18 protein-coding genes are annotated in these 24,049 nt (G+C 60.9%); 15 read left to right on the forward strand and 3 right to left on the reverse strand.

Annotated elements, in window-relative coordinates; all coding sequences use genetic code 11:
* Nucleotides 1–74: 74 nt before the first annotated feature.
* The 4 genes from AC1DXW_RS27725 (at nucleotide 75) to AC1DXW_RS27740 (ending at nucleotide 3,466) form a co-directional block, all read left to right on the forward strand.
* Complete coding sequence (locus AC1DXW_RS27725; RefSeq protein WP_046039357.1) at nucleotides 75–1,040, forward strand: L-carnitine dehydrogenase; 966 nt, start codon at nucleotides 75–77, stop codon at nucleotides 1,038–1,040.
* Nucleotides 1,041–1,204: 164 nt separating this feature from the next.
* Nucleotides 1,205–1,681, forward strand: a complete 477-nt coding sequence (locus AC1DXW_RS27730; protein ID WP_477756050.1) for a thioesterase family protein — start codon at nucleotides 1,205–1,207, stop codon at nucleotides 1,679–1,681.
* 13 nt (nucleotides 1,682–1,694) lie between these two features.
* Nucleotides 1,695–2,858, forward strand: coding sequence for a gamma-butyrobetaine dioxygenase (locus AC1DXW_RS27735; RefSeq protein WP_477756049.1), 1,164 nt, complete (start codon nucleotides 1,695–1,697; stop codon nucleotides 2,856–2,858).
* A 344-nt stretch (nucleotides 2,859–3,202) separates the two neighbouring features.
* Complete coding sequence (locus AC1DXW_RS27740; RefSeq protein WP_223456790.1) at nucleotides 3,203–3,466, forward strand: hypothetical protein; 264 nt, start codon at nucleotides 3,203–3,205, stop codon at nucleotides 3,464–3,466.
* A gap of 66 nt (nucleotides 3,467–3,532) precedes the next feature.
* On the opposite strand, the gene gbdR is transcribed toward AC1DXW_RS27740, so the two are convergent.
* Complete coding sequence (gbdR, locus tag AC1DXW_RS27745; protein ID WP_007975492.1) at nucleotides 3,533–4,636, reverse strand: choline metabolism transcriptional regulator GbdR; 1,104 nt, start codon at nucleotides 4,634–4,636, stop codon at nucleotides 3,533–3,535.
* A 538-nt stretch (nucleotides 4,637–5,174) separates the two neighbouring features.
* The gene (locus tag AC1DXW_RS27750; protein ID WP_477760723.1) at nucleotides 5,175–6,551 is read right to left on the reverse strand and encodes an L-serine ammonia-lyase; all 1,377 of its coding nucleotides are present in this window, start codon (nucleotides 6,549–6,551) and stop codon (nucleotides 5,175–5,177) included.
* Between the two features lie 435 nt (nucleotides 6,552–6,986).
* On the opposite strand from AC1DXW_RS27750, the gene AC1DXW_RS27755 reads away from it, so the two are divergent.
* The 3 genes from AC1DXW_RS27755 to choV all read left to right on the forward strand — a co-directional run bounded on the left by AC1DXW_RS27755 (nucleotide 6,987) and on the right by choV (nucleotide 10,018).
* The gene (locus tag AC1DXW_RS27755; RefSeq protein ID WP_046039346.1) at nucleotides 6,987–7,931 is read left to right on the forward strand and encodes a choline ABC transporter substrate-binding protein; all 945 of its coding nucleotides are present in this window, start codon (nucleotides 6,987–6,989) and stop codon (nucleotides 7,929–7,931) included.
* Nucleotides 7,932–7,997: 66 nt separating this feature from the next.
* Nucleotides 7,998–8,843: a choline ABC transporter permease subunit gene (gene choW / locus AC1DXW_RS27760; RefSeq protein ID WP_477752446.1), complete on the forward strand. Its 846-nt coding sequence runs from the start codon at nucleotides 7,998–8,000 to the stop codon at nucleotides 8,841–8,843.
* A complete protein-coding gene (choV, locus tag AC1DXW_RS27765; RefSeq protein ID WP_477760724.1) occupies nucleotides 8,840–10,018 on the forward strand; it encodes a choline ABC transporter ATP-binding protein in 1,179 nt (392 codons plus the stop codon). The genes choW and choV overlap by 4 nt, the downstream gene beginning before the upstream one ends.
* A gap of 195 nt (nucleotides 10,019–10,213) precedes the next feature.
* Here the strand turns inward: choV and AC1DXW_RS27770 are convergent, their stop codons facing one another.
* Nucleotides 10,214–12,154, reverse strand: a complete 1,941-nt coding sequence (locus AC1DXW_RS27770; RefSeq protein ID WP_477760727.1) for a BCCT family transporter — start codon at nucleotides 12,152–12,154, stop codon at nucleotides 10,214–10,216.
* A gap of 380 nt (nucleotides 12,155–12,534) precedes the next feature.
* Between AC1DXW_RS27770 and betI the strand changes: the two genes are divergently transcribed.
* From betI to AC1DXW_RS27810, 8 genes are all read left to right on the forward strand, one after another.
* A complete protein-coding gene (gene betI / locus AC1DXW_RS27775; RefSeq protein WP_477752448.1) occupies nucleotides 12,535–13,128 on the forward strand; it encodes a transcriptional regulator BetI in 594 nt (197 codons plus the stop codon).
* Between the two features lie 62 nt (nucleotides 13,129–13,190).
* Entirely contained in the window at nucleotides 13,191–14,663 is a 1,473-nt protein-coding gene (gene betB / locus AC1DXW_RS27780) for a betaine-aldehyde dehydrogenase (RefSeq protein WP_477752449.1), read from the forward strand.
* Nucleotides 14,664–14,842: 179 nt separating this feature from the next.
* The gene (gene betA, locus AC1DXW_RS27785) at nucleotides 14,843–16,543 is read left to right on the forward strand and encodes a choline dehydrogenase (RefSeq protein WP_477760725.1); all 1,701 of its coding nucleotides are present in this window, start codon (nucleotides 14,843–14,845) and stop codon (nucleotides 16,541–16,543) included.
* Nucleotides 16,544–16,829: 286 nt separating this feature from the next.
* Entirely contained in the window at nucleotides 16,830–18,272 is a 1,443-nt protein-coding gene (locus AC1DXW_RS27790) for a TldD/PmbA family protein (RefSeq protein WP_477752451.1), read from the forward strand.
* The gene (locus AC1DXW_RS27795) at nucleotides 18,272–19,609 is read left to right on the forward strand and encodes a TldD/PmbA family protein (protein ID WP_477752452.1); all 1,338 of its coding nucleotides are present in this window, start codon (nucleotides 18,272–18,274) and stop codon (nucleotides 19,607–19,609) included. The genes AC1DXW_RS27790 and AC1DXW_RS27795 overlap by 1 nt, the downstream gene beginning before the upstream one ends.
* 148 nt (nucleotides 19,610–19,757) lie before the next feature.
* Complete coding sequence (gene mdtD, locus AC1DXW_RS27800) at nucleotides 19,758–21,185, forward strand: multidrug transporter subunit MdtD (protein ID WP_477752453.1); 1,428 nt, start codon at nucleotides 19,758–19,760, stop codon at nucleotides 21,183–21,185.
* A gap of 105 nt (nucleotides 21,186–21,290) precedes the next feature.
* On the forward strand, nucleotides 21,291–22,628 hold the full coding sequence (gene dbpA, locus AC1DXW_RS27805; protein WP_477752507.1) for an ATP-dependent RNA helicase DbpA: 1,338 nt from the start codon (nucleotides 21,291–21,293) through the stop codon (nucleotides 22,626–22,628).
* Nucleotides 22,629–22,770: 142 nt separating this feature from the next.
* On the forward strand, nucleotides 22,771–24,000 hold the full coding sequence (locus AC1DXW_RS27810) for a BaiN/RdsA family NAD(P)/FAD-dependent oxidoreductase (protein ID WP_477760726.1): 1,230 nt from the start codon (nucleotides 22,771–22,773) through the stop codon (nucleotides 23,998–24,000).
* Nucleotides 24,001–24,049: the final 49 nt, after the last annotated feature.

Here is a 24,049-nt window from a genome sequence, read left to right on the forward strand (position 1 = left end):
GTAAAAAACAAGGTCAAAAGATCGCAGCCTGCGGCAGCTCCTACAGGGCTCGCCGTACTTTTTAGGACGTCACCATGACCTTCATCACCGAAATCAAAACCTTCGCAGCGTTAGGCAGCGGTGTCATCGGCAGCGGTTGGGTGTCCCGTGCCCTCGCCCATGGTCTGGATGTAGTGGCCTGGGACCCGGCCCCCGGCGCCGAAGCCGCCTTGCGCAAACGCGTCGCCAATGCCTGGGGCGCGCTGGAGAAACAAGGCCTGGCGCCGGGAGCATCGCAGGATCGCCTGCGCTTTGTCGCGACCATCGAAGAGTGCGTGCGCGATGCCGATTTCATCCAGGAGAGCGCCCCGGAGCGACTGGAGCTGAAACTGGACCTGCACAGCAAAATCAGCGCCGCAGCCAAGCCCAATGCCTTGATCGGTTCCAGCACCTCCGGCCTGCTGCCGAGCGAGTTCTACGAGAGTGCCACGCACCCTGAGCGTTGCGTGGTCGGTCACCCGTTCAACCCGGTTTACCTGCTGCCGTTGGTGGAAGTGGTCGGCGGCAAAAACACCGCCCCTGAAGCGGTGCAAGCCGCGATGAAAGTCTATGAATCCTTGGGGATGCGCCCGCTGCACGTGCGCAAGGAAGTACCGGGCTTCATCGCCGACCGTCTGCTCGAGGCGCTGTGGCGTGAGGCACTGCACCTGGTCAACGACGGTGTGGCGACTACCGGTGAAATCGACGATGCCATCCGCTTCGGCGCCGGTTTGCGCTGGTCGTTCATGGGCACGTTCCTGACTTACACCCTGGCCGGTGGCGATGCCGGCATGCGCCACTTCATGGCGCAGTTCGGCCCGGCGTTGCAATTGCCGTGGACCTACCTGCCGGCGCCGGAGCTGACCGACAAACTGATCGACGACGTGGTCGATGGCACCAGCGATCAACTGGGCAAACACAGCATTTCGGCGCTGGAGCGCTATCGTGATGACTGCCTGCTGGCGGTGCTGGAGGCGGTGAAGACCACCAAAGAGAAGCATGGGATGGCTTTCAGCGAATAAGCCCAGGCTGTGGGGCCAGCAGCACTGGCCCCATCGCGAGCAAGCTCGCTCCCACAGGGGATCTGCTGAGTGACATAGATTGTATTCACACTGCAAATCACTGTGGGAGCGAGCTTGCTCGCGATAGCGGCAGTCCAGTCACCACACAAATTGGATCAGAAACCATGCCCACCCTCACCACCTACCAAACCACCATCATCCCCGACTGGGTCGACTACAACGGCCACCTGCGCGACGCCTTCTACCTGCTGATTTTCAGCTACGCCACCGATGCGCTGATGGATCGCCTGGACCTGGACAGCAACAGCCGCGAGGCCAGCGGCAACTCGCTGTTCACCCTCGAACTGCACCTCAATTACCTGCACGAAGTGAAGCTCGACGCCCAGGTCGAAGTGCACACCCAAATCATTGCCCACGACAGCAAGCGCGTGCACCTCTATCACAGCCTGCATCTGGTCGGTGATGCCCAGGAACTTGCCGGCAACGAACAGATGCTGCTGCACGTGGATCTCGCCGGGCCGCGTTCGGCACCGTTCAGCGAACTGTCCTTGAGCCGGTTGCAAGCCATCGTCGCCGAACAGGCGGACCTGCCAACGCCCGAGTACATTGGCCGAGTGATCGCATTACCTCCAAAAAAATAACAAGGAGATCGCCATGAACACCGCCGCTGCATTTGCCGACTTTCGTACCTATCCGTTGATCAGCGCGCTGACTGGCGTGCAGACTCTGGCGGACCATGTTCTGGTGAAGTGGGCCGACAATCGCGTCAGCCCTTTCCACCATCAATGGCTGCGGGACAATTGCCCGTGCCCACAGTGCGTCTACACCGTGACCCGCGAGCAAGTGCTGGAAATCGTCGATGTCGCTCAAGACCTGATGCCTGACCAAGTGCACATCGACACCGAAGGTTGCCTGTCGGTGGACTGGCAGGATGGCCACTGCAGCCGTTTTGGTCCCGGCTGGCTGCGTGCCCATGCCTATGACGACGAATCCCGTGCCGAACGCCAGGCACGCAAGCCGAAAGCCTGGCTTTGGCACAGCGACTTGCAGTTGCCAGTGTTCGAATACCAGGCGCTGATGAACGACTCCGGCGCCTTGTTGCAATGGTTGTTGGCGGTGCGCGATGTCGGGCTTACCCAGGTCCGTGGTGTACCGACCGAGCCCGGCTCGTTGAAGTTGATTGCCCAACGCATTTCCTTCATCCGCGAGAGCAATTTCGGCGTGCTGTTCAACGTGCAATCCAAGGCCGACGCCGACAGCAACGCCTATACCGCGTTCAACCTGCCGCTGCACAGCGATTTGCCGACCCGGGAGTTGCAACCGGGGCTGCAATTTTTGCATTGCCTGGTCAATGACGCCGAGGGTGGCGAGAGCATTTTTGTCGACGGTTTTGCCATCGCCGACGCCTTGCGCAGGGAAGACCCCGAATCCTTCAAAAGCCTCTGCGAAATCCCCGTAGAGTTTCGCAACAAGGACCGCCACAGCGACTACCGCTGTCTCGCGCCGATCATTGCCCTGGATGCGTTGGGGCAGGTGTCGGAAATCCGCATGGCGAACTTTCTGCGCGGACCGTTCGATGCGTCGGTGGAACAGATGCCCAGGCTCTATCGCGCCTACCGGCGCTTTATCGCGATGACCCGCGAGCCTCGATTCAGGTTGATGCAGCGGCTCAATCCCGGGGAGCTGTGGTGCTTCGACAACCGCCGCACCCTGCATGCCCGCAACGCCTTCGACCCGGCCACCGGGGCGCGGCATTTCCAGGGTTGCTATGTTGACCGGGATGAGTTGTTGTCGCGGATTCTGGTGTTGCAGCGTTAAATCACTAAAAGATCGCAGCCTTCGGCAGCTCCTACAGTTGAAACACGATCTCTGTAGGAGCTGCCGAAGGCTGCGATCTTTTGCTTTTCAACCGACCAAAAAAAGCCCCGATCAAGCCGTGACAGGATCGAGGCAGAGGGTACTGTTGAGGAGCTGCCGTGCGAGGGTGACCAAACCTTCGTGAAGCGAGCTGAGTCCAGTGTGCCCCCTCCCTTGGCCGGTAAGTTGCCCGAAAACGACCTGTTCATAGCCAATGCTGCCATTGCGACAATTCGCCCTTGCCGACACCCGGCACCCCCACCAGAATCGAACCACGACACCGTTCCCTGAAGAAGGATTGCGTCATGATGCACGCCGATTTGATAGACCAGGAAGACCTGTTGGGCCAGCTCAAGTCATTGGGGTTCAACGTGCCCAGTGGAGCCACCGCCGAGCAGGCTTGCGAGTGCGTGGTAAGGGGCTTGGACGATGCTCGGGCGTATGAACTTCGCAAGATGGTCAAGGAAATGTACACCAGCAGCGCGACGATCCTGCCGGCAGTGCGCCAGGCCATCGACAAACAATTGCTGCCGGCGTTGTCGGAGTACCAGCAAAGCCATCGCGGCTGACAGAAAATCAAAAGATCGTCCGAAGGCTCGGGCCGCGTTCGGACGATCTTTTAATGACGCCTCGGTTTAGAGCCTTACACTGGCAAACGTCGACTCATTGCGCGCCTGGCTCAGCGCCGACAACGGCCCGGACAACGGCGACAGCACCAGCGCTTGCGGCAGCGGCATCATCGCCACTTGCTGGGTAGTGTTGGACCCTACGCGCTCGTCACGCGGCGGAATGCCGAAGTATTCGCGGTAGCACTTGGAGAAGTGCGGCGTGGATACGAAACCGCATACCGACGCCACTTCGATGATCGACATCGGCGTTTGCTTGAGCAGCTGGCGCGCGCGGATCAGGCGCAGTTTCAGGTAGTAACGCGACGGCGAACAGTGCAGGTATTTCTGGAACAGGCGTTCGAGCTGACGACGGGACACCGCGACATACACCGCCAGTTCGTCCAGGTCGATCGGCTCTTCGAGGTTGGCTTCCATCAACGCGACGATTTCCTGCAACTTCGGCTGGTTGGTGCCGAGCATGTGCTTGAGCGGCACACGCTGGTGATCCTGTTCGTTGCGGATACGCTCGTAGACGAACATTTCCGAAATGGCCGCCGACAGCTCACGACCGTGATCGCGGCTGATCAGGTGCAGCATCATGTCCAGCGGCGCGGTACCGCCGGAGCTGGTGAAACGGTTACGGTCGAGGGTGAACAAGCGAGTGCTCATCGCTACACGCGGGAAAGCTTCCTGCATCGCCGCCAGACATTCCCAGTGCACGCTGCAATCAAACCCGTCGAGCAGGCCGGCGCAGGCCAGGGCCCAACTGCCGGTGCACACCGCGCCGAGGCGGCGGGACTGGCGGGCCTGGCTTTGCAGCCATGACACGTGTTCGCGGGTAACAGTGCGCTGGATGCCAATACCGCCGCACACGATGACGGTGTCCATTGGCGGGGCTTTGTGCATGGAAGCGTCGGGGGTGATCTGCAGGCCGTCACTGGCCCAGACCTGGCCGCCATCGACGGTGAGGGTGGTCCAGCGATACAGCTCGCGACCGGACAACTGGTTGGCCATGCGCAGGGGTTCCACTGCGGAGGCCAGAGAAATCAGCGTGAAATTGTCCAGCAGCAGAAAGCCGATGGATTGAGGCGCACGGTTCTGGGGTTGGGCCCCGGAGTTGAACGTCGTCATCGCGGTATCTCCTCACACAAAGCGGGTGATGGCCTCAGGCGGAGGCTCTTTTTATTGCCATCGTTCTCGCGTGGGAGACGGGCTTTGTAATGACAGAGCAATTGCCATGCCTAAATTTGAATGCGCGTTCAATAACTCCTAAAAACGACGTCGGAATGTGTCTATATATGTCTTGCAAGGCAGGGGGATTTAAATGGCCATCAGGACTGGCAAGCGCCCCGGCCCACAAGCTGTGAGCAATTCGGTAGCACTTGTGGGAACGGCGTTGCGCCGCGTCGGTAAGGAGTGTCACCGCAGGCACGGGTGACGGGCGGTCGAAGGCTGGTTGGCTCTCGACCAGTGGCAAGGCGATTTATCTGAGAGCGACGCGCTAAAAGGTGGCGCGTTTTCGAGCAGGTGTTCACTTAGCGCGCAGTTTTGACTGGTCTGGCGCTATCGCGAGCAAGCTCGCTCCCACAGGGATTGAGGTGAACACAATTTTTGTGACCGCCGCAAAACCTGTGGGAGCGAGCTTGCTCGCGATGAAGGCGACTCGGTCTCAGCACTCCACCGCGCTAACCGCCAAGCCACCCCGCGATGTCTCTTTATATTTGTCATGCATGTCGGCACCGGTATCGCGCATGGTGCGGATCACCCGATCCAGCGAAATAAAGTGCTGGCCATCACCGCGCAATGCCATTTGCGCGGCATTGATCGCTTTTACCGCGGCAATCGCATTGCGCTCGATGCACGGCACCTGGACCAGTCCACCCACCGGGTCGCAGGTCAGGCCGAGGTTGTGTTCCAGACCGATCTCCGCCGCGTTGCACAATTGCTCTGGCGTGGCGCCAAGGATTTCCGCCAGTCCGGCCGCCGCCATGGCGCAGGCCGAACCGACTTCGCCCTGGCAGCCGACTTCGGCACCGGAGATCGAGGCGTTCTTCTTGCACAGGATTCCCACCGCCGCCGCGCCGAGGAAGTAATCGACGACATTGGCGTCGGTCACCGCTTCGCTGAATTTCATGAAGTAGTGCAGCACTGCCGGAATGATCCCCGCGGCGCCGTTGGTCGGTGCCGTAACCATGCGCCCGCCGGCGGCGTTTTCTTCGTTGACCGCCAGGGCGAACAGGTTGACCCACTCCATGGCACTCAAGGTCGAGCCGATCACATTGGGTTTGTTCAATTCCTGCAAGCTGCGGTGCAGCTTGGCCGCACGACGGCGCACGTTCAGGCCGCCGGGCAGGATGCCTTCGTGTTTGAGGCCCTGTTCAACGCAATCCTGCATGGCGCGCCAGAGCTTCATCAGGCCGCTGCGGATTTCGTCCTCGCTGCGCCACACCCTCTCGTTAGCCATCATTAATTCAGCCACGCGCAGGTTATGTTTTTTACACAGTTCCAGCAGCTCGGCAGCGCTGGAAAAGTCATATGGCAACACGGTGCGGTCGAGGTCGACGACACCGCTGGAGGCCTGTGCCTCATCGACGACAAAACCGCCGCCGACCGAATAGTAGGTGTCGCGATGCAACTCGCCGTCAACGCCCTCGACAATCAGGGTCATGGCGTTGGGGTGGAATGGCAGGTTCTCGTCGATCAGGCGCATGTCCCGGGCCCAGATGAAGGGCACCGGCAAGCGACTGTCGAGCAGCAGCGTATCGGTCTCGCGAAGGGCCTGAATACGTATGCCGATTTGCGACGGATCGATCGCATCCGGCCACTCGCCCATCAGGCCCATGATCACCGCGTTGTCACTGCCGTGGCCGATACCGGTGGCCGACAACGAGCCGAACAGCTGGACTTCAACACGTCGCACCTGCTCAAGCAGCCCGCGCTCGCGCAAGCCCTGCACAAACAACGCCGCCGCCCGCATGGGCCCTACGGTGTGTGAACTGGAAGGGCCGATGCCGATTTTGAACAGGTCGAAAACACTGATAGCCATTACTGCCGAACTCCTGGATAGGCCCACTGCGCACGCGAAAGCGCACGGTGACGGAGCTGCTACGCTCAAGCTGCAATCCGCCGGGATGACCGCATCATCAAGCTTTTATCCAGTTGTTCGACGTCTCTAACCGACGCACTCATGCCCACCAGCGCCGCGTGTCTTTTACGCTGTGTTTTCGCCGTTTTTTTGCGGTTCAGAGGGGAAAATCGGGCTGAAAAAATCTGTAAACGACGTCACCGACACTGGATGCGACCATCCCTGTACTGGATACGACGCACCCTGTAGGCGTCAGATTTTCACTGGTACATGATCATATCGACTCGATTGCAAGGCGACGTGGTAGAGCTGTCTCCAGAACGCCATCCAACCGCAACCTATAAGTGCGGTGGTCCAGTCGGAACACTGCCAAAAAAAACACCAAGGAGTCCATCCATGAAAGGTTCCCCGTCGTTGTTGTTGGCCGCCATGCTTAGTCTGCCGGTTCTGGCGCAAGCCGCAGAACCGGCACAATGCAGTACCGTAAACTTCTCCGATGTCGGCTGGACCGACATCACCGCAACTACCGCGACCACCAGCGTCGTGCTCAACGCCCTCGGCTACAAGACCAAGACCACCATGATTTCCGTACCCGTGACCTACAAGTCCCTGGCCGACGGCAAGAACATGGACGTGTTCCTGGGCAACTGGATGCCGACCATGGAAAACGACATCAAGGCCTACCGCGATGCCGGCACCGTGGAAACCTTGCGCACCAACCTCAAGGGCGCCAAGTACACCCTCGCCGTCCCTCAGGCGCTGTACGACAAGGGCCTGCATGACTTCGCCGATATCGCCAAGTTCAAGAAAGAGCTCGATGGCAAGATCTACGGCATCGAGCCTGGCAACGACGGCAATCGTCTGATCCAGAGCATGATCGACAAAGATGCCTTCGGCCTGAAGGCCGCCGGTTTCAAAGTCGTCGAATCCTCCGAAGCCGGCATGCTGTCGCAGGTCGACCGCGCACAGAAACGCGACACCGCCGTGGTGTTCCTGGGCTGGGCGCCGCACCCGATGAACAAGCGCTTCAAGATTCAATACCTGACCGGTGGTGATGACTTCTTCGGCCCGGACTTCGGTGCCGCCACCGTGGCGACCAACACCCGCAAGGGTTACGCGCAGGAGTGCGGCAACGTTGGTCAGTTGCTGAAGAACCTGGAGTTCACCGTCGACATGGAAAGTGAACTGATGGGCAACATCCTGGACGACAAGATGAAGCCTGACGCGGCCGCCAAGGCCTGGCTGAAAAAGAATCCACAGGTGCTCGATACCTGGCTCGCTGGCGTGACCACCATTGACGGTAAACCTGGCCTGGAGGCCGTGAAAGCCAAACTGCAGTAATCGCTTATGCCGGGCAGGTTCGCCTGCCCGGGCTGTTTATTTCCTTGCATGCGGACGTTCACTACCATGCTGATTGATCAGAAAATACCCCTAGGCCAGTACATCGCGCGCTTCGTTGAATGGTTGACGCAACACGGCGCCAGCACCTTCGACGCAATCGCCGTGACACTGGAAACGATGATCCACGGCGTGACGTTTGCGCTGACCTGGTTCAACCCGCTGGCACTGATCGGCCTAATCGCACTACTGGCACACTACATTCAACGCAAATGGGGTCTGACCGCGTTTGTCGTTGCCTCCTTTCTGCTGATCCTCAATCTGGGGTACTGGCAGGAGACCATGGAAACCCTCGCCCAGGTGCTGTTCGCCACCCTGGTCTGCGTGGTCATCGGCGTGCCGCTGGGCATCGTCGCCGCGCACAAGCCGATGTTCTATACTTTAATGCGTCCGGTACTCGATCTGATGCAGACCGTACCGACCTTCGTGTACCTCATTCCTACCCTCACCCTCTTCGGGCTGGGTGTGGTCCCGGGCCTGATCTCCACGGTGGTGTTCGCGATTGCCGCGCCCATCCGCCTGACCTACCTGGGTATCCGCGATGTTCCGGAAGAATTGATGGACGCCGGCAAGGCCTTTGGCTGCTCGCGACGTCAGCTGCTCTCGCGGATCGAACTGCCCCACGCCATGCCAAGCATCGCGGCCGGTATCACCCAGTGCATCATGCTGTCGTTGTCGATGGTGGTGATCGCAGCACTGGTGGGCGCCGATGGCCTGGGCAAACCGGTGGTCAACGCACTGAACACCGCTGATATCGCCCTGGGCTTCGAAGCAGGCCTGGCGATCGTACTGCTGGCGATCATGCTCGACCGTATCTGCAAACAACCCGACGCCAAAGTAGGGGGTGACGCATGAGCATAATTCGCTTCGATAACGTTGACGTTATCTTCTCCAAGGATCCACGCGAGGCACTCAAGCTGCTGGATCAAGGCATGACCCGCAACGAGATCCTGAAAAAGACCGGGCAGATTGTCGGCGTTGAAAAGGCCAGCCTGGATATCGAAAAAGGTGAAATCTGCGTACTGATGGGTCTGTCCGGCTCCGGCAAGTCCAGCCTGTTGCGCTGCATCAACGGCCTCAACACCGTCAGCCGCGGCAAGCTGTTCGTCGAGCACGAAGGCAAGCAGATCGACATTGCCTCGTGCACGCCGGCAGAACTGAAAATGATGCGCACCAAGCGCATTGCGATGGTGTTCCAGAAGTTCGCCCTGATGCCCTGGTTGACCGTTCGCGAAAACATCAGCTTTGGCCTGGAAATGCAGGGTCGCCCCGAGAAAGAACGCCGCAAACTGGTGGACGACAAGCTTGAGCTGGTGGGCCTGACCCAGTGGCGCAACAAGAAACCCAACGAGCTGTCCGGTGGTATGCAACAACGCGTGGGCCTGGCCCGCGCACTGGCGATGGACGCCGACATTCTGCTGATGGACGAACCGTTCTCGGCACTCGACCCGCTGATCCGCCAGGGCCTGCAAGACGAACTGCTGGAACTGCAACGCAAGCTGCACAAGACCATCGTCTTCGTGAGCCACGACCTTGATGAAGCGCTGAAACTCGGCAGCCGTATCGCGATCATGAAAGACGGCCGGATCATCCAGTACAGCAAGCCGGAAGAAATCGTCCTCAACCCTGCGGACGACTACGTGCGGACCTTCGTGGCTCACACCAACCCGCTGAACGTACTGTGCGGTCGCAGCCTGATGCGTACCCTGGACAACTGCAAACGCATCAACGGTTCGGTATGCCTCGATCCGGGTGGCGATTCGTGGCTGGACCTGGCCGAAGGCAACACCATCAAGGGCGCTCGCCAGAACGGATCTGCCCTGGACTTGCAGAACTGGGTACCGGGTCAGGCCGTTGAAGGCCTGGGTCGTCGACCAACCCTGGTGGACTCGAACATCGGCATGCGCGATGCGCTGCAGATTCGTTATCAGACCGGCAACAAGCTGGTGCTGCATGACAACAACAAGGTGGTGGGGATTCTTGGCGACAGCGAGCTGTATCACGCACTGCTCGGCAAGAACCTGGGGTAAATAAGGCAACAGACACAAAAACGCCGCGAGAGAATCGCGGCGTTTTTGTTTGTAGAAAGATCAAAAGATCGTCCGAACGCGGCCCGAACCTTCGGCAGCTCCTACAGGGGAATGCATTCGGCGTAGGAGCTGCCGAAGGCTGCGATCTTTTCAAGCGGCGACGCGGTGCAACTGATACACCGCGCCACTCACTTCTTAGCTATAAACCCGGCCAAGGAGCTGCCGATGGCTTTCAAACTGATCGAGCACGTCACGGGTGATCTGATCCTGGGTGAAGCCCATCAAGTCGTAGTCCTGGCTGCCGTTGTGCAGATACACCTCGGCACGGTAGTAACGCTGACGTGCCTCATCGGACTGAGCCGATTCGGTTGGCGTGGCCAGGTAACCGTCCAGACTCACTTCGTAGACAAACGGATTACCCTCTTCCATCTCGGTGCGCAGGCCCATGCAGCGCTTGGACTTGCCCAGCAGCGTCTGCACTTGCAGACCTTGAGCACGCATTTGCACGGCGGCATCTTCCAGTGCCGGGCTGACGTGCTTGTCCATGAAACGCTGCACCACCGACTGGCTCGGTTGCAGGTCCAGCTGGGTCAAGCGCTCGCTGAAACCACGGCGACCGCGTGCCGCCAGTTCCGCTTGCTCCTGTTCGATCTGCACGTCCTGGCGCATGGCCTTGTGCAAGCCGAACATGAAGAACACCAGCACCACCGAGAACGGCAGACCGGCCAGCACCACCATGGTTTGCATGGCTTCGAAGTTGCCGGCGAACAGCAGGCCGATGGTCACCAGGGTGATCACCGCCGACCAGAAGATCCGCAACCAGTGCGGAGCGTCTTCATCGACGGTGCCACCCTTGCAGGACAGGTTGGCCATCATCACCGCACCGGAGTCCGCCGGGGTCAGGAACAGCACGAAACCAACGAAGATCGACACGCCGATCACCACCTTCGACGCCGGGTAATGCTCCAGCAACTGGTAGATCGCCATGGACGGCTGTTCCAGCGCCGTCTTCCCGAGTTCTACCGCCCCGTGGTTCATCACCAGGTCCAGGGCCGAGTTACCGAAGATCGACAACCACGCCAGGGTGAAGCCCAGCGGAATCAGCAGCACGCCGGCGACCAGTTCGCGCACGGTACGACCACGGGAAATACGCGCGATGAACATGCCCACGAATGGCGCCCAGGAAATCCACCAGGCCCAGTAGAACAGGGTCCACAGGCCCAGCCAGCGGTCGGACTTCTCACTGTCGCCTTCGTACACATAGAGGTCGAAAGTCTTCAGCACCACGCCGTTCAGGTAGTCACCGACGTTCTGTACGAAGCCGTTGAGCAGGTGCAGGGTCGGGCCGAACAACAGGACGAAAATCAGCAGGCCACTGAACAGAACGATGTTGAGGTTGGACAGGCGACGGATGCCGTTTTCCACGCCCGACACAGCGGCAATGGTCGCCACGGTGCTCATCACGATGATCACGATCAGCAGGTTGGTGTTGCTGTGTTCCATGCCGAACAGGTTTTCCAGCCCCGACGACACTTGCAGCGAACCAATCCCCAGGTTCGTCACCAGCCCCAGCAGGGTCACGAACATGCCGAAGCCGTCCACCGCATGCCCGGCCGCGCCCTTGACCCAACGCTCGCCCACCAGCGGATACAACGCCGAACGCAACGCCAGCGGCTGGTTATGCCGGTAGGCAAAGTAGGCAACGGCCAGACCGACCAATGCGTAAATCGCCCAGCCGTGCAGGCCCCAGTGCAGGAATGTCAGCTGCACGGCCTGACGGGCGGCAAGGTTGCTGCCGGCCACGCCTTCCGGCGGGTTGAAGTAGTGATCCAGCGGCTCCGACGCGCCGAAGTACAGCAACGAGATGCCGATACCCGACGAGAACAGCATCCCCGCCCAGGCGCCGTAGCTGAAGTCCGGGGTATCGTCCTTGCTGCCGAGCTTGAGTTTGCCGTAGGACGAAAACGCCAGGCCGACGACAAAAATCAGGTAGGCGGCAATCACCACCATGTAGTACCAGCCGAAGCTGCGGGACAACCAGGCTTGCGCCGTACCCAGCATTCTGCCGGCCTCTTGCGGGGCGATGATCAGAATGGCGGTCAACAACAGAATCAACGCGGTAGAGGTGTAGAACACCCAACCGTTGACCGTCACCTTCTCGGGTGGGGTCTTTATTAGCGAGGCAGAACTCATGGCACAGATGCTCCGGGCAGTGCGAGAGAAGAACGCAAGACAAACGAGTTACCCGACCAATCGGTTAGTGGGCAGCCGACCGGCGGGTGATATAAAGACAGCCCGAAAAAAGCCCGAAACCCCTGGAGCGCCGCAGCGCGTAGGTTTCGAGCAGTTTCGGAAGTCGTTTTTTCCGCCGCTACATGTAGGAAAAATCTGTAGGCAGCGACGATTTGTCGCAGATCTTATTCTTTGTTGATTGAACGTTCAATCAAAACAAAATAGACTGGCCTCAACCCGGTAGCCGTTCTACGCCCACCGGAAGGCCTAAGGAGATGTGCAAGATGCCCAAGGTCGGTATGCAACCCATCCGCCGCCAGCAATTGATCGAAGCCACTTTGCAGGCCGTCGATCAGGTCGGCATGGGGGACGCCAGCATTGCGCTGATCGCCCGTTTGGCCGGTGTCTCGAATGGCATCATCAGTCACTACTTTCAGGACAAGAACGGCCTGATTGCCGCCACCATGGGGTACCTGATGACCGTCCTCAGCGAGAACGTCACCCTGCGCCGACAGGCGCTGAAAGATGACAGCCCGAGGGCGCATCTGCAGGTGATCATCGAGGGCAACTTCGATGCTAGCCAGGTCAATGGCCCGGCAATGAAAACCTGGCTGGCCTTCTGGGCCACCAGCATGCACCAGCCGTCTTTGCACAGGTTGCAGCGGATCAACGATCACCGTCTGTATTCCAACCTGTGCTGCCAGTTCCGCCGCGTGCTGCCGCTCAATGATGCGCGCAGCGCCGCCCGAGGCCTGGCAGCGTTGATCGACGGCTTGTGGTTGCGCGGCGCGCTGTCGGGAGATGCTTTCGACACCGGGCAGGCGCAACAGATTGCTTACGAATACATGGATATCCAACTGGCCAAGCGGGTGAGTTAGAGCACACATAAACGCTCAACCACCGGACCGTGCCAACCACTTAATGCTCTTGCGAGGACTTTATGGCCCGTTTCGAACTGCAAAAACTCTACATCGATGGTGCGTACAGCGACGCCAGCAGCGACGCCACTTTCGAAGCCATCAACCCGGCTAACGGTGAAGTCCTCGCAAAAGTACAACGTGCGACCAAGGAAGACGTCGAGCGCGCTGTGGTCAGCGCCGAAAAGGGCCAGAAAATCTGGGCCGCGATGACCGCCATGGAGCGTTCGCGCATCCTGCGTCGCGCCGTGGAAATCCTGCGCGAGCGCAACGACGAACTGGCCGCCCTGGAAACCCTGGACACCGGCAAGGCCTACTCCGAAACCCGCTACGTCGACATCGTCACCGGCGCTGACGTGCTGGAGTACTACGCAGGCCTGGTACCGGCCATCGAAGGCGAGCAGATTCCGCTGCGCACCACTTCGTTCGTCTACACCCGTCGCGAGCCGCTGGGCATCGTGGCCGGTATCGGCGCGTGGAACTACCCGATCCAGATCGCCCTGTGGAAATCCGCACCTGCCCTGGCGGCCGGTAACGCGATGATCTTCAAGCCAAGTGAAGTCACCTCGCTGACCACCCTGAAACTGGCCGAGATCTACACCGAAGCCGGCGTGCCAAACGGCGTGTTCAACGTCCTGACTGGCAGCGGCCGCGAAGTCGGCACCTGGCTGACCGAACACCCGCGCATCGAGAAAGTCTCGTTCACCGGCGGCACCGACACCGGCAAGAAAGTCATGGCCAGCGCTTCGGCCTCGTCGCTCAAGGACGTGACCATGGAACTGGGCGGCAAGTCGCCGCTGATCATCTGCGACGACGCCGACCTCGATCGCGCCGCCGACACCGCGATGATGGCCAACTTCTACAGCTCTGGCCAGGTCTGCACCAACGGCACTCGCGTGTTCGTACCGGCCCACCTGAAAGCCGCTTTCGAAGCCAAGATCGTTGAGCGCGTTGCACGCATCCGCATCGGCAACCCGCAAGACGAAAACACCAACTTCGGTCCGCTGGTCAGCTTTGCGCACATGGAAAGCGTGCTGGGCTACATCGCCAAGGGCAAGGAAGAAGGCGCCCGCGTCCTGTGCGGCGGCGAGCGTCTGACCGACGGCGAATTCGCCAAAGGTGCCTTCGTGGCCCCGACCGTGTTCACCGACTGCACCGACGACATGACCATCGTCCGTGAAGAAATCTTTGGCCCGGTGATGGCGATCCTCACCTACGAAACCGAAGAAGAAGTGATCCGGCGCGCCAACGACACCGACTTCGGCCTGGCCGCCGGTATCGTCACCAAGGACCTGAACCGCGCCCACCGCGTGATTCATCAACTGGAAGCCGGTATCTGCTGGATCAACGCCTGGGGCGAGTCCGACGCGAAGATGCCGGTTGGCGGCTATAAGCAGTCGGGTGTCGGCCGTGAGAACGGCATCAGCTCGCTGAACAATTTCACCCGCATCAAATCGGTACAGGTCGAGCTGGGCGATTACGTCTCGGTGTTCTAAGACCCGAGTCTTGTATTGCCTGCGAGGGCCTCTTCGCGGGCAAGCCCGCTCCCACAGGTTTGGCGTCGTTCGCCAAACCTGTGGGAGCCCCGATCCCTTGTAGGAGCGAGCTTGCTCGCGATTGAGTGCGCAGCACTCATCGAGGCTCGACCTGACCCACATCAAAGAGGGTGCATTCAATGTCCCAAGAATTCGACTACATCATCATCGGTGCCGGCTCGGCCGGTAACACCCTGGCGACCCGTCTGACCGAAGACGCAGGCGTCACCGTCCTGCTGCTCGAAGCGGGCGGCCCGGACTACCGCTTGGACTTCCGCACGCAAATGCCGGCCGCCCTGGCGTTCCCGCTGCAAGGCCGTCGCTACAACTGGGCCTACGAAACCGATCCTGAGCCACATATGGACGGTCGTCGCATGGAGTGCGGTCGCGGCAAGGGCCTGGGTGGCTCTTCGCTGATCAACGGCATGTGCTACATCCGCGGCAACGCCATGGACTACGACGGCTGGGCGAAACTGCCAGGCCTTGAGGACTGGTCGTACCTGGACTGCCTGCCGTACTTCCGTAAAGCGGAAACCCGCGACATCGGCCCGAACGACTACCACGGTGGCGACGGCCCGGTCAGCGTGACCACGCCGAAAGCCGGCAACAACCCGCTGTTCCACGCCATGGTTGAAGCCGGCGTGCAGGCCGGTTACCCGCGTACCGAAGACTTGAACGGATACCAGCAGGAAGGCTTCGGCCCGATGGACCGCACCGTGACGCCGGAGGGTCGTCGTGCCTCCACCGCCCGCGGCTACCTGGACGTGGCCAAGAAACGTTCAACCCTGACCATCGTCACCCACGCCCTGACTGACAAGATCCTGTTCGAAGGCAAGCGTGCAGTCGGCGTGCGTTACCTGGTCGGTGCCGCAGAAGAGCGCGTTGAGGTCAAGGCGCGCAAGGAAGTGCTGCTGTGCTCCGGCGCCATCGCTTCGCCGCAGATCCTGCAACGCTCCGGCGTCGGCCCGGCCGAGTTGCTGAACAAGCTCGATATTCCGGTGGTCCACGACCTGCCGGGCGTCGGTGAAAACCTGCAGGATCACCTTGAGCTGTACCTGCAATACGCTTGCACCCAACCGGTTTCGCTGTACCCGTCGCTGCTCTTGCACAACCAGCCGGCCATCGGTGCCGAATGGCTGTTCAACGGCACCGGCATCGGCGCCAGCAATCAGTTCGAAGCCGGCGGTTTCATCCGCACCCGTCCGGAATTCGAATGGCCGAACATCCAGTACCACTTCCTGCCGGTAGCGATTAACTACAACGGCAGCAACGGTGTGAAAGAGCACGGCTTCCAGGCGCACATGGGCTCCATGCGTTCGCCAAGCCGCGGTCGCATCCAGGCCAAGTCCAAGGACCCGCGCCAGCACCCGAGCATCCTGTTCAACTACATGGCCACCGAACAGGACTGGCAAGAATTCCGCGACGGCATCCGCCTGACCCGTGAAATCATGCAGCAGCCTGCACTGGACGCCTTCCGTGGTCGCGAGATCAGCCCGGGCATCGACGTGCAGAGCGATGAGCAACTGGACAAGTTCATCCGCGAGCACGCCGAAACCGCGTTCCACCCGTCCTGCTCCTGCAAGATGGGCACCGACGAAATGGCCGTGGTCGATGGCGAAGGTCGCGTGCATGGCATGCAAGGCTTGCGTGTGGTCGATGCGTCGATCATGCCGATCATCACCACCGGCAACCTGAATGCACCAACGATCATGATGGCCGAGAAAATCGCCGACAAGATCCGTGGCCGCAAGCCGTTGCCGCGCAGCACCGCCACTTACTATGTGGCGGGTGAAGCGCCGGTGAAGGGCAAGCCGGTGCGGGAATTGAGCCAGACTGCATAAGGCGACAAACCGCGTCGAACCTATCGCGAGCAAGCTCGCTCCCACAGGTTTCGGGTTGGATTGCAGATTTGTGATCCAACCGAGCCCCCTGTGGGAGCGAGCTTGCTCCGGGCGGCGTTCCGACGATGGCGCCCGAACAAACAACACACAGCTCCCAGTAATCCCTCCTCCACAGATCCAAACTTGATCCTCCCCCCTCGCAGGCCTAATCTAGCGCCACGCAATCGTTTCACCCCTCCCCTCGCAGCACCGCTCCACCGCCACTCCATACCCAGGAGGTTCACGAATGTTCGATTTCTACCCCCAGCTCAAGCAGCGCTTCGCTGCCTTGCGCACGGGTGCTGAATTCTTTTCCCTGCGTTATGTGCGCGAATCCGGGCAGTACCTGTCGGTGCGCAAGAACGTCGCCGAACCGCCAAGCCTGAGCCGTGACGAAGGGGCGATGCTGACCGTGCGGGTCAATGGCGTCGAGGCCTATGCGGCCACCAACGACCTGTCGCAACAGGGCCTGCAAGCTGCCCTCGAACGCGCCGAACTCCAGGCCCGTCGACTCAAGCCCCACGCCTTGCTGGACCTGCGCGAGCAGGCTGTTTCCAGCGACCGCGCCGATTATTTTTCGCCCAACCTCGACCAGGCGTTCCCGTCCCTGAGCGACTGCTACCAACTGCTTGGCACCGAGTCGGCCGCCGTACCCAAGGACGAGCGCCTGGTGAACTGGCAGGTCAGCCTCGGCATCACCCACGTCGAGCAGATCTACCTCAACAGCGCCGGTGCCGAACTGCGCCAGGCCCAACGCTTTGTCTACCCCGGCCTGGACGTCACGGCCTACGATGGTAACGACAGCCAGACCCGCAGCCTGGGCCGCGAGAACTTCGGCCAGCAAGGCGCGGCGGACGTCATCAGCCGCTGCGGCCTGATCGGTGCCGGTGCCCAGGTGGCCGATCAGGCCCTGCAATTGCTCCTGGCACCGAACACCCCGCAAGGCAAGCGCGACCTGCTGCTGATGCCCGACCAGATGATGCTGCAAATCCACGAGTCCATCGGCCACCCGCTGGAGCTGGACCGCATCCTCGGTGACGAGCGCAACTACGCCGGCACCAGTTTCGTCAAAGCCTGCGATTTCGGCCGCCTGCAATACGGTTCCGGCCTGCTCAACGTGACCTTCGACCCGGACGTCCCCGAGGAGCTCGCCAGCTACGGCCATGACGACGACGGCACGCCCGCCAGCAAACAGTTCCTGATCCGTGAAGGCCTGTTGCTGCGCCCGCTGGGTGGTGCGCTGTCGCAATTCCGGGCCGGCATGGACGGCGTCGCCAACAGCCGCGCCTGCGGCTGGAACCGCCCGCCGATCGACCGCATGGCCAACCTCAACATCGAGCCCGGTGATCAGTCCATCGAACAGCTGATCGGCGGTATCGAACACGGCGTGCTGATGTCGACCAACCGTTCCTGGTCGATCGACGATGCGCGCAACAAATTCCAGTTCGGCTGCGAATGGGGCCAACTGATCGAAAACGGCGAACTCAAGGGCGTGGTGAAGAATCCCAATTACAGGGGCATCTCCGCGCAGTTCTGGAAAAGCCTCAGCGCCGTCGGCGATGCCAGTACCCTCAAGGTCCTCGGCACACCGAACTGCGGCAAGGGCGAACCGAACCAGGTGATCCGCGTCGGCCACGCGTCACCGGCCTGTGTGTTCAGCAACGTTGATGTATTCGGAGGAGACGCCTGATGAATCCTTCAAACAGCCAGTCCGCGTCGTTCAGGGCGCTGGTCAACAGCCTGCGTGCAGCGCTTCACGAGCCCGAGCAGTTCACCCTCAGCTACGCCGCCGAGTCGTCGGCCTTCGTGCGTTTCAACCACGCCAAGGTGCGTCAGGCCGGTCAGGTGCAGCAGGCGAGTATCGGCCTGAAACTGATCAACGAAGGCCGGCATGCCGACCTGCACATCACCCTGGCAGGCGATCCGCAGGTGGATGCGCAGCGCCTGAGCGAAGGTCTGCAACAGTTGCGTGAAACCCTGCCGCTATTGCCTCCGGACCCGTACCTGCTGCTCAACCACAACGGCTGGCAGAGCAACAACGTACAGTCGCATCCGCTGCCGGACACCGAGCAGGTGGTCGCGCAAATCACCCAGGCCGCCGAAGGTCTGGATCTTGTCGGTTTCTACGCTGCCGGCCCGATCAGTCGTGGCTTTGCCAGCTCTTCGGGCGCCTTCGGCTGGCATCAGGCCAACAGTTTCAACTTCGACTTCAGCCTGTTCCACGAGAACGGCCAGGCCGTGAAAGCCAGCTACGCCGGGCACGACTGGAGCAGCGAAGGCTTTGCCAAACGCTTCCAGCAAGCCCGCGAGCAGCTTGAGTTTCTGGGTCGGCCGCTACGCACTTTGGCGCCCGGCAAATACCGCGCTTACCTGGCACCGGCGGCGCTGGAAGAAATCATGGGCATGCTGTGCTGGGGTGGTTTCTCGGCACAGTCGATTGCCAGCAAAAGCAGCCCGCTGCAAAAGCTCTACGGTGGCGACAGCGCGTTCAGCCCGCTGATCTCGCTGGATGAAAAAGTCAGCGGCTCGCTGAGCCCGGCGTTTTCCGATGAGGGTTATCCGCGCAGCGATCTGGGGTTGATCGTCGATGGCAAGGCCGGGGCACAGCTGGTCAGCTCGCGCAGCGCCGCCGAATACGGTTTGACCGCCAACGGCGCCAGCGGCGGTGAATCACCGAGTGCGCTGAACATGAAAGCCGGGGCATTGCCTGACGCGGAGATCCTCAAGCAACTGGGCACAGGGCTGTACATCAGCAACCTGTGGTACCTGAACTTCTCGGATCAACCGGCCGCACGCCTGACCGGCATGACCCGCTTTGCCACGTTCTGGGTCGAGAACGGCGAGATCCAGGCACCGGTCAGCACCATGCGCTTCGATGACAGCGCCTTCAGCCTGCTTGGTTCGCAGCTGGAAGCGTTGACCGAGGAGCGGGAGTTGCTGTTGTCGGCGAGTACCTATAGCCAGCGGGCGACGGCTTCGGCGTTGTTGCCGGGGGCGTTGGTCAGCCGACTAACGTTGACACTGTAAACACGCATGCCCCTGTAGGAGCGAGCTTGCTCGCGATGGTCGTGAACGATGACGCGTGCTGCCTGGAAAAATGCATCGCCTTCACATTCATCGCGAGCAAGCTCGCTCCTACAGGAACGGAGTAAAGCTCACACTGACAAGAGGTCCCATGCCCAACCGCCCACCTCTCGACGCTGTCACCGCCCGTTGGGTGCCGTGGGTCGTCGCAATCGCCTTCTTCATGCAGTCCCTCGACGGGACGATTCTCAACACTGCCCTGCCAGCCATGGCCCGCGACTTGGCCGAAGACCCATTACGCATGCAGGGTGTGATCATCGCTTACATGCTCACCGTCGCCTTGCTGATCCCGGCTTCGGGCTGGATCGCCGATCGCTTCGGCACCCGAAAGATCTTTTTCAGTGCGATTCTGTTGTTCAGCTTCGGCTCGCTGCTCTGCGCATTGTCGAGCAGCCTGAGCATGCTGATCGGTGCCCGGGTGATCCAGGGCCTGGGCGGCGCGTTGATGCTGCCGGTCGGGCGGCTGGTGGTGTTGCGCGCCTACCCGCGTTCGGAACTGGTGCGGATCATGGGCTTCATCACCATTCCCGGGCTGCTCGGCCCCTTGATCGGCCCGACCATGGGCGGCTGGATGGTGCAATACCTGACCTGGCACTGGATCTTCCTGATCAACCTGCCAGTGGGTCTGGTCGGTTGCTACGCCGTGTGGAAATTCATCCCCGACCTTCGCGGCACCGAGCGCACCCGTTTCGATAGCCTGGGTTTCGTGCTGTTCGGCGCGGCGATGATTCTGATCACCATCGCCATGGAAGGCCTGGGCGAACTGCACCTGCCGCATTTGCGGGTGATGTTGCTGCTGTTCGGCGGCATGGCGTGCCTGGCGGCGTACTGGCTGCGCGCCGGGCATATCGACAACCCGCTGTTCGCGCCGTCGCTGTTCAAGACCCGGACCTTTGCCGTGGGCATTCTCGGCAACCTGTTCGCCCGCCTCGGCAGCGGCGCCCTGCCCTTTCTGGTGCCGTTGCTGTTGCAAGTGGCGCTGGGCTATTCGCCATCCCAGGCCGGGATGAGCATGTTGCCGCTGGCGGCGGCGGCGATGATCGCCAAGTGGGTCGCGCGGCCGCTGATCGAGCGTTTGGGTTATCGCATCGTGCTCACCGGCAACACCCTGGCGCTGGGGATCATGCTGGCGAGCATGGGTCTGGTCAGTGAGCAGACGCCGTACTGGCTGCTGCTGTGCCTGCTGGCGATCCTCGGGGCGATCAACTCCTTGCAGTTCACCGCGATGAACACCGTGACCCTGATCGACCTCGACGACGCCAGCGCCAGCAGCGGCAACAGCCTGCTGTCGGTGGTCGCGCAATTGTCCCTGAGCCTGGGCGTGGCCTGCGCGGGTGCATTGCTCGGTGGCTTTACGGCGGAGATCGGCAATGACGGCGTGGAGACGGTTTTGGGCGCCTTTCAACTAACGTTCGTGACGGTTGGAATCATGGCAATGCTGGCTGCAACGATCTTTTCCCAGCTCTCCCGGGAAGACGGACGGCGCGTCAAGCGTCCGGAAGAGCACATCGAACCTTAGGGCGAATGGCCATCGGACTGGTACACTGCGCGACATTTTGTTTTGCAGGCCAGTCCCGTGACCACCATCGCCACCGAATTTAATACTTTGCCGCTGTCCGCCGCCATGCTGGCTAACCTCGACTCCCTCGGTTATGCCCAGATGACGCCGATCCAGGCGCAAAGCTTGCCGGTGATCCTCAAGGGGATGGACCTGATCGCCCAGGCCAAGACCGGCAGCGGCAAGACCGCTGCCTTTGGCATCGGCCTGCTGAACCCGATCAATCCGCGTTACTTCGGTTGCCAGGCGCTGATCCTGTGCCCGACCCGCGAGCTGGCTGACCAGGTCGCCAAGGAAATCCGTCGCCTGGCCCGTGCCGAAGACAACATCAAGGTCCTGACCCTGTGCGGCGGCGTGTCCCTCGGCCCGCAGATCGCTTCGCTGGAACACGGCGCGCACATCATCGTCGGCACCCCGGGCCGTATTCAGCAGCACCTGCGCAAGGGCTCGCTGGTACTCCACGGCCTCAACACCCTGATCCTCGACGAAGCCGACCGCATGCTCGACATGGGTTTCTACGATTCCATCGAAGAAATCATCATGCAGGCCCCGGAGCGTCGCCAGACCCTGCTGTTCTCCGCCACCTACCCGGTAGGCATCAAGCAGTTGGCCTCGAAGTTCATGCGTAACCCGCAGCAAGTGAAGGCCGAGGCGTTCCACGACGACACGCAGATCGAGCAGCGCTTCTACGAGATTTCCCCGGACGACCGCATGAGTGCGGTGACCAAGGTCCTTGGCCACTTCCGCCCGGCCTCCTGCGTGGCCTTCTGCTACACCAAGCAGCAGGTTCAGGAAACCGTCGACCACCTGACCGCCAAAGGCATTTCCGCCGTCGGCCTGCACGGCGATCTGGAACAGCGTGACCGCGACCAGGTACTGGCGATGTTCGCCAACCGCAGTACTTCGGTGCTGGTGGCGACCGACGTGGCCGCGCGCGGCCTCGATATCGATTCCCTGGACATGGTGATCAACGTCGAATTGGCCCGTGATTCGGAAATCCACATCCACCGTGTCGGCCGTACCGGTCGTGCCGGTGAGAAAGGCCTCGCGATCAGCCTTGTCGCGCCGTCCGAAGCACAGCGCGCACAAGCCATCGAGCAATTGCAGAAGACGCCGCTGACCTGGGATCAGGTGGACAACCTCACCTCCAAGGGTGGTGGCCCGCTGCTGCCGCAGATGAGCACCCTGTGCATCGCTGCCGGCCGCAAGGACAAGGTTCGCCCGGGCGACATTCTTGGCGCACTGACCGGTGACGCCGGTATCCCCGGTGCCCAGGTCGGCAAGATCGCGATTTTCGACTTCCAGGCCTATGTGGCCGTGGAGCGCGGCGTCGCCAAGCAGGCCTTGCAGCGCCTGAACGACGGCAAGATCAAGGGCCGTGCGTTGCGCGTTCGTATCCTGTAAGAACGACGCATATCCCTGTGGGAGCGAGCTTGCTCGCGATGGCGGACTGTCAGACAACATCTATGTTGAATGTGCCGACCTCATCGCGAGCAAGCTCGCTCCCACAATAGTTTTTGTGGTGACACATTTAGAGGACACCGTTTTGCGCTCTACCGAAGTCGTGATCATTGGCGCTGGCGCCGCAGGGTTGATGTGTGCACTGACCGCCGCCGGGCGCGGGCGCAAGGTGCTGTTGCTCGACCATGCCAACAAGGCCGGCAAGAAAATCCTGATGTCGGGCGGTGGTCGCTGCAATTTCACCAACATGTACACAGAGCCGAGCAATTTCCTCTCGCAGAATGCGCACTTCTGCAAATCCGCCCTGGCCCGTTACACCCAATGGGATTTCATCGGCATGGTGGCCAAGCATGGCGTGCCGTACCACGAGAAAAAACTCGGCCAGTTGTTCTGCGATAACAAATCCAGCGACATCCTCGAAATGCTCCTGAATGAGTGCGACCAGGTCGGCGTCAACCTGCATCTGGACACATCGATCCAGACCATCGAGAAGCTCGAAACGGGCTATTTGCTGGACACATCGCTTGACCAGATAACGTGCGAATCGCTGGTGATCGCCACTGGCGGCCTGTCGATCCCGACCCTGGGCGCCACCGGTTTCGGCTACCAGGTCGCCAGGCAATTCGGCCACGAGCTGCTGCCGACCCGCGCCGGTCTCGTGCCGTTCACCATCACCGACCAGCTCAAGGCCTTGTGCACCGAGCTGTCCGGTACGTCGGTGGATTGCCTGGTGAGCTGCAATGAACAGAGCTTCCGCGAGAACATCCTGTTCACCCACCGCGGCCTCAGCGGCCCGGCGATTTTGCAGATTTCGTCATTCTGGGAATCCGGCGATACCGTCGAGATCAACCTGATGCCCGACCACGACGTACCAAACTGGCTGCAACAGCAACAGGCCGAACGTCCCAACAGCGAGCTGAAAACCCTGCTCGGGGAAATCTTCACCAAGAAGATGGCCAATCTGTTGGCGGACAACTGGTTCGTGTCCAAACCGATGAAACAGTACACCCACGCGGAACTGGCCGATATCGCGGAAAAACTGGCGAGCTGGAAAGTCGTGCCGGCGGGCACCGAAGGCTATCGCACCGCCGAGGTGACCTTGGGTGGCGTCAACACCAATGAAGTGTCGTCCAAGACCATGGAATCGCTGAAAAGCCCGGGGCTGTACTTCATCGGCGAAGTGCTTGACGTGACCGGGCATCTGGGCGGGTTCAACTTCCAGTGGGCGTGGGCTTCGGGCTACGCCCTTCTTCAGCGTTTTCGTCTGCTGCCTTGGCGAGGTTTGCCAACGGCGAGGCCGCCAAAGCCAAAGTGAATGCATCGCGTAAAACCCGCCGGCGGCTCGGCTGGTTGCTGTCTACGAA

The sequence above is a fragment of the Pseudomonas sp. P4_C4 genome, from assembly GCF_056402055.1.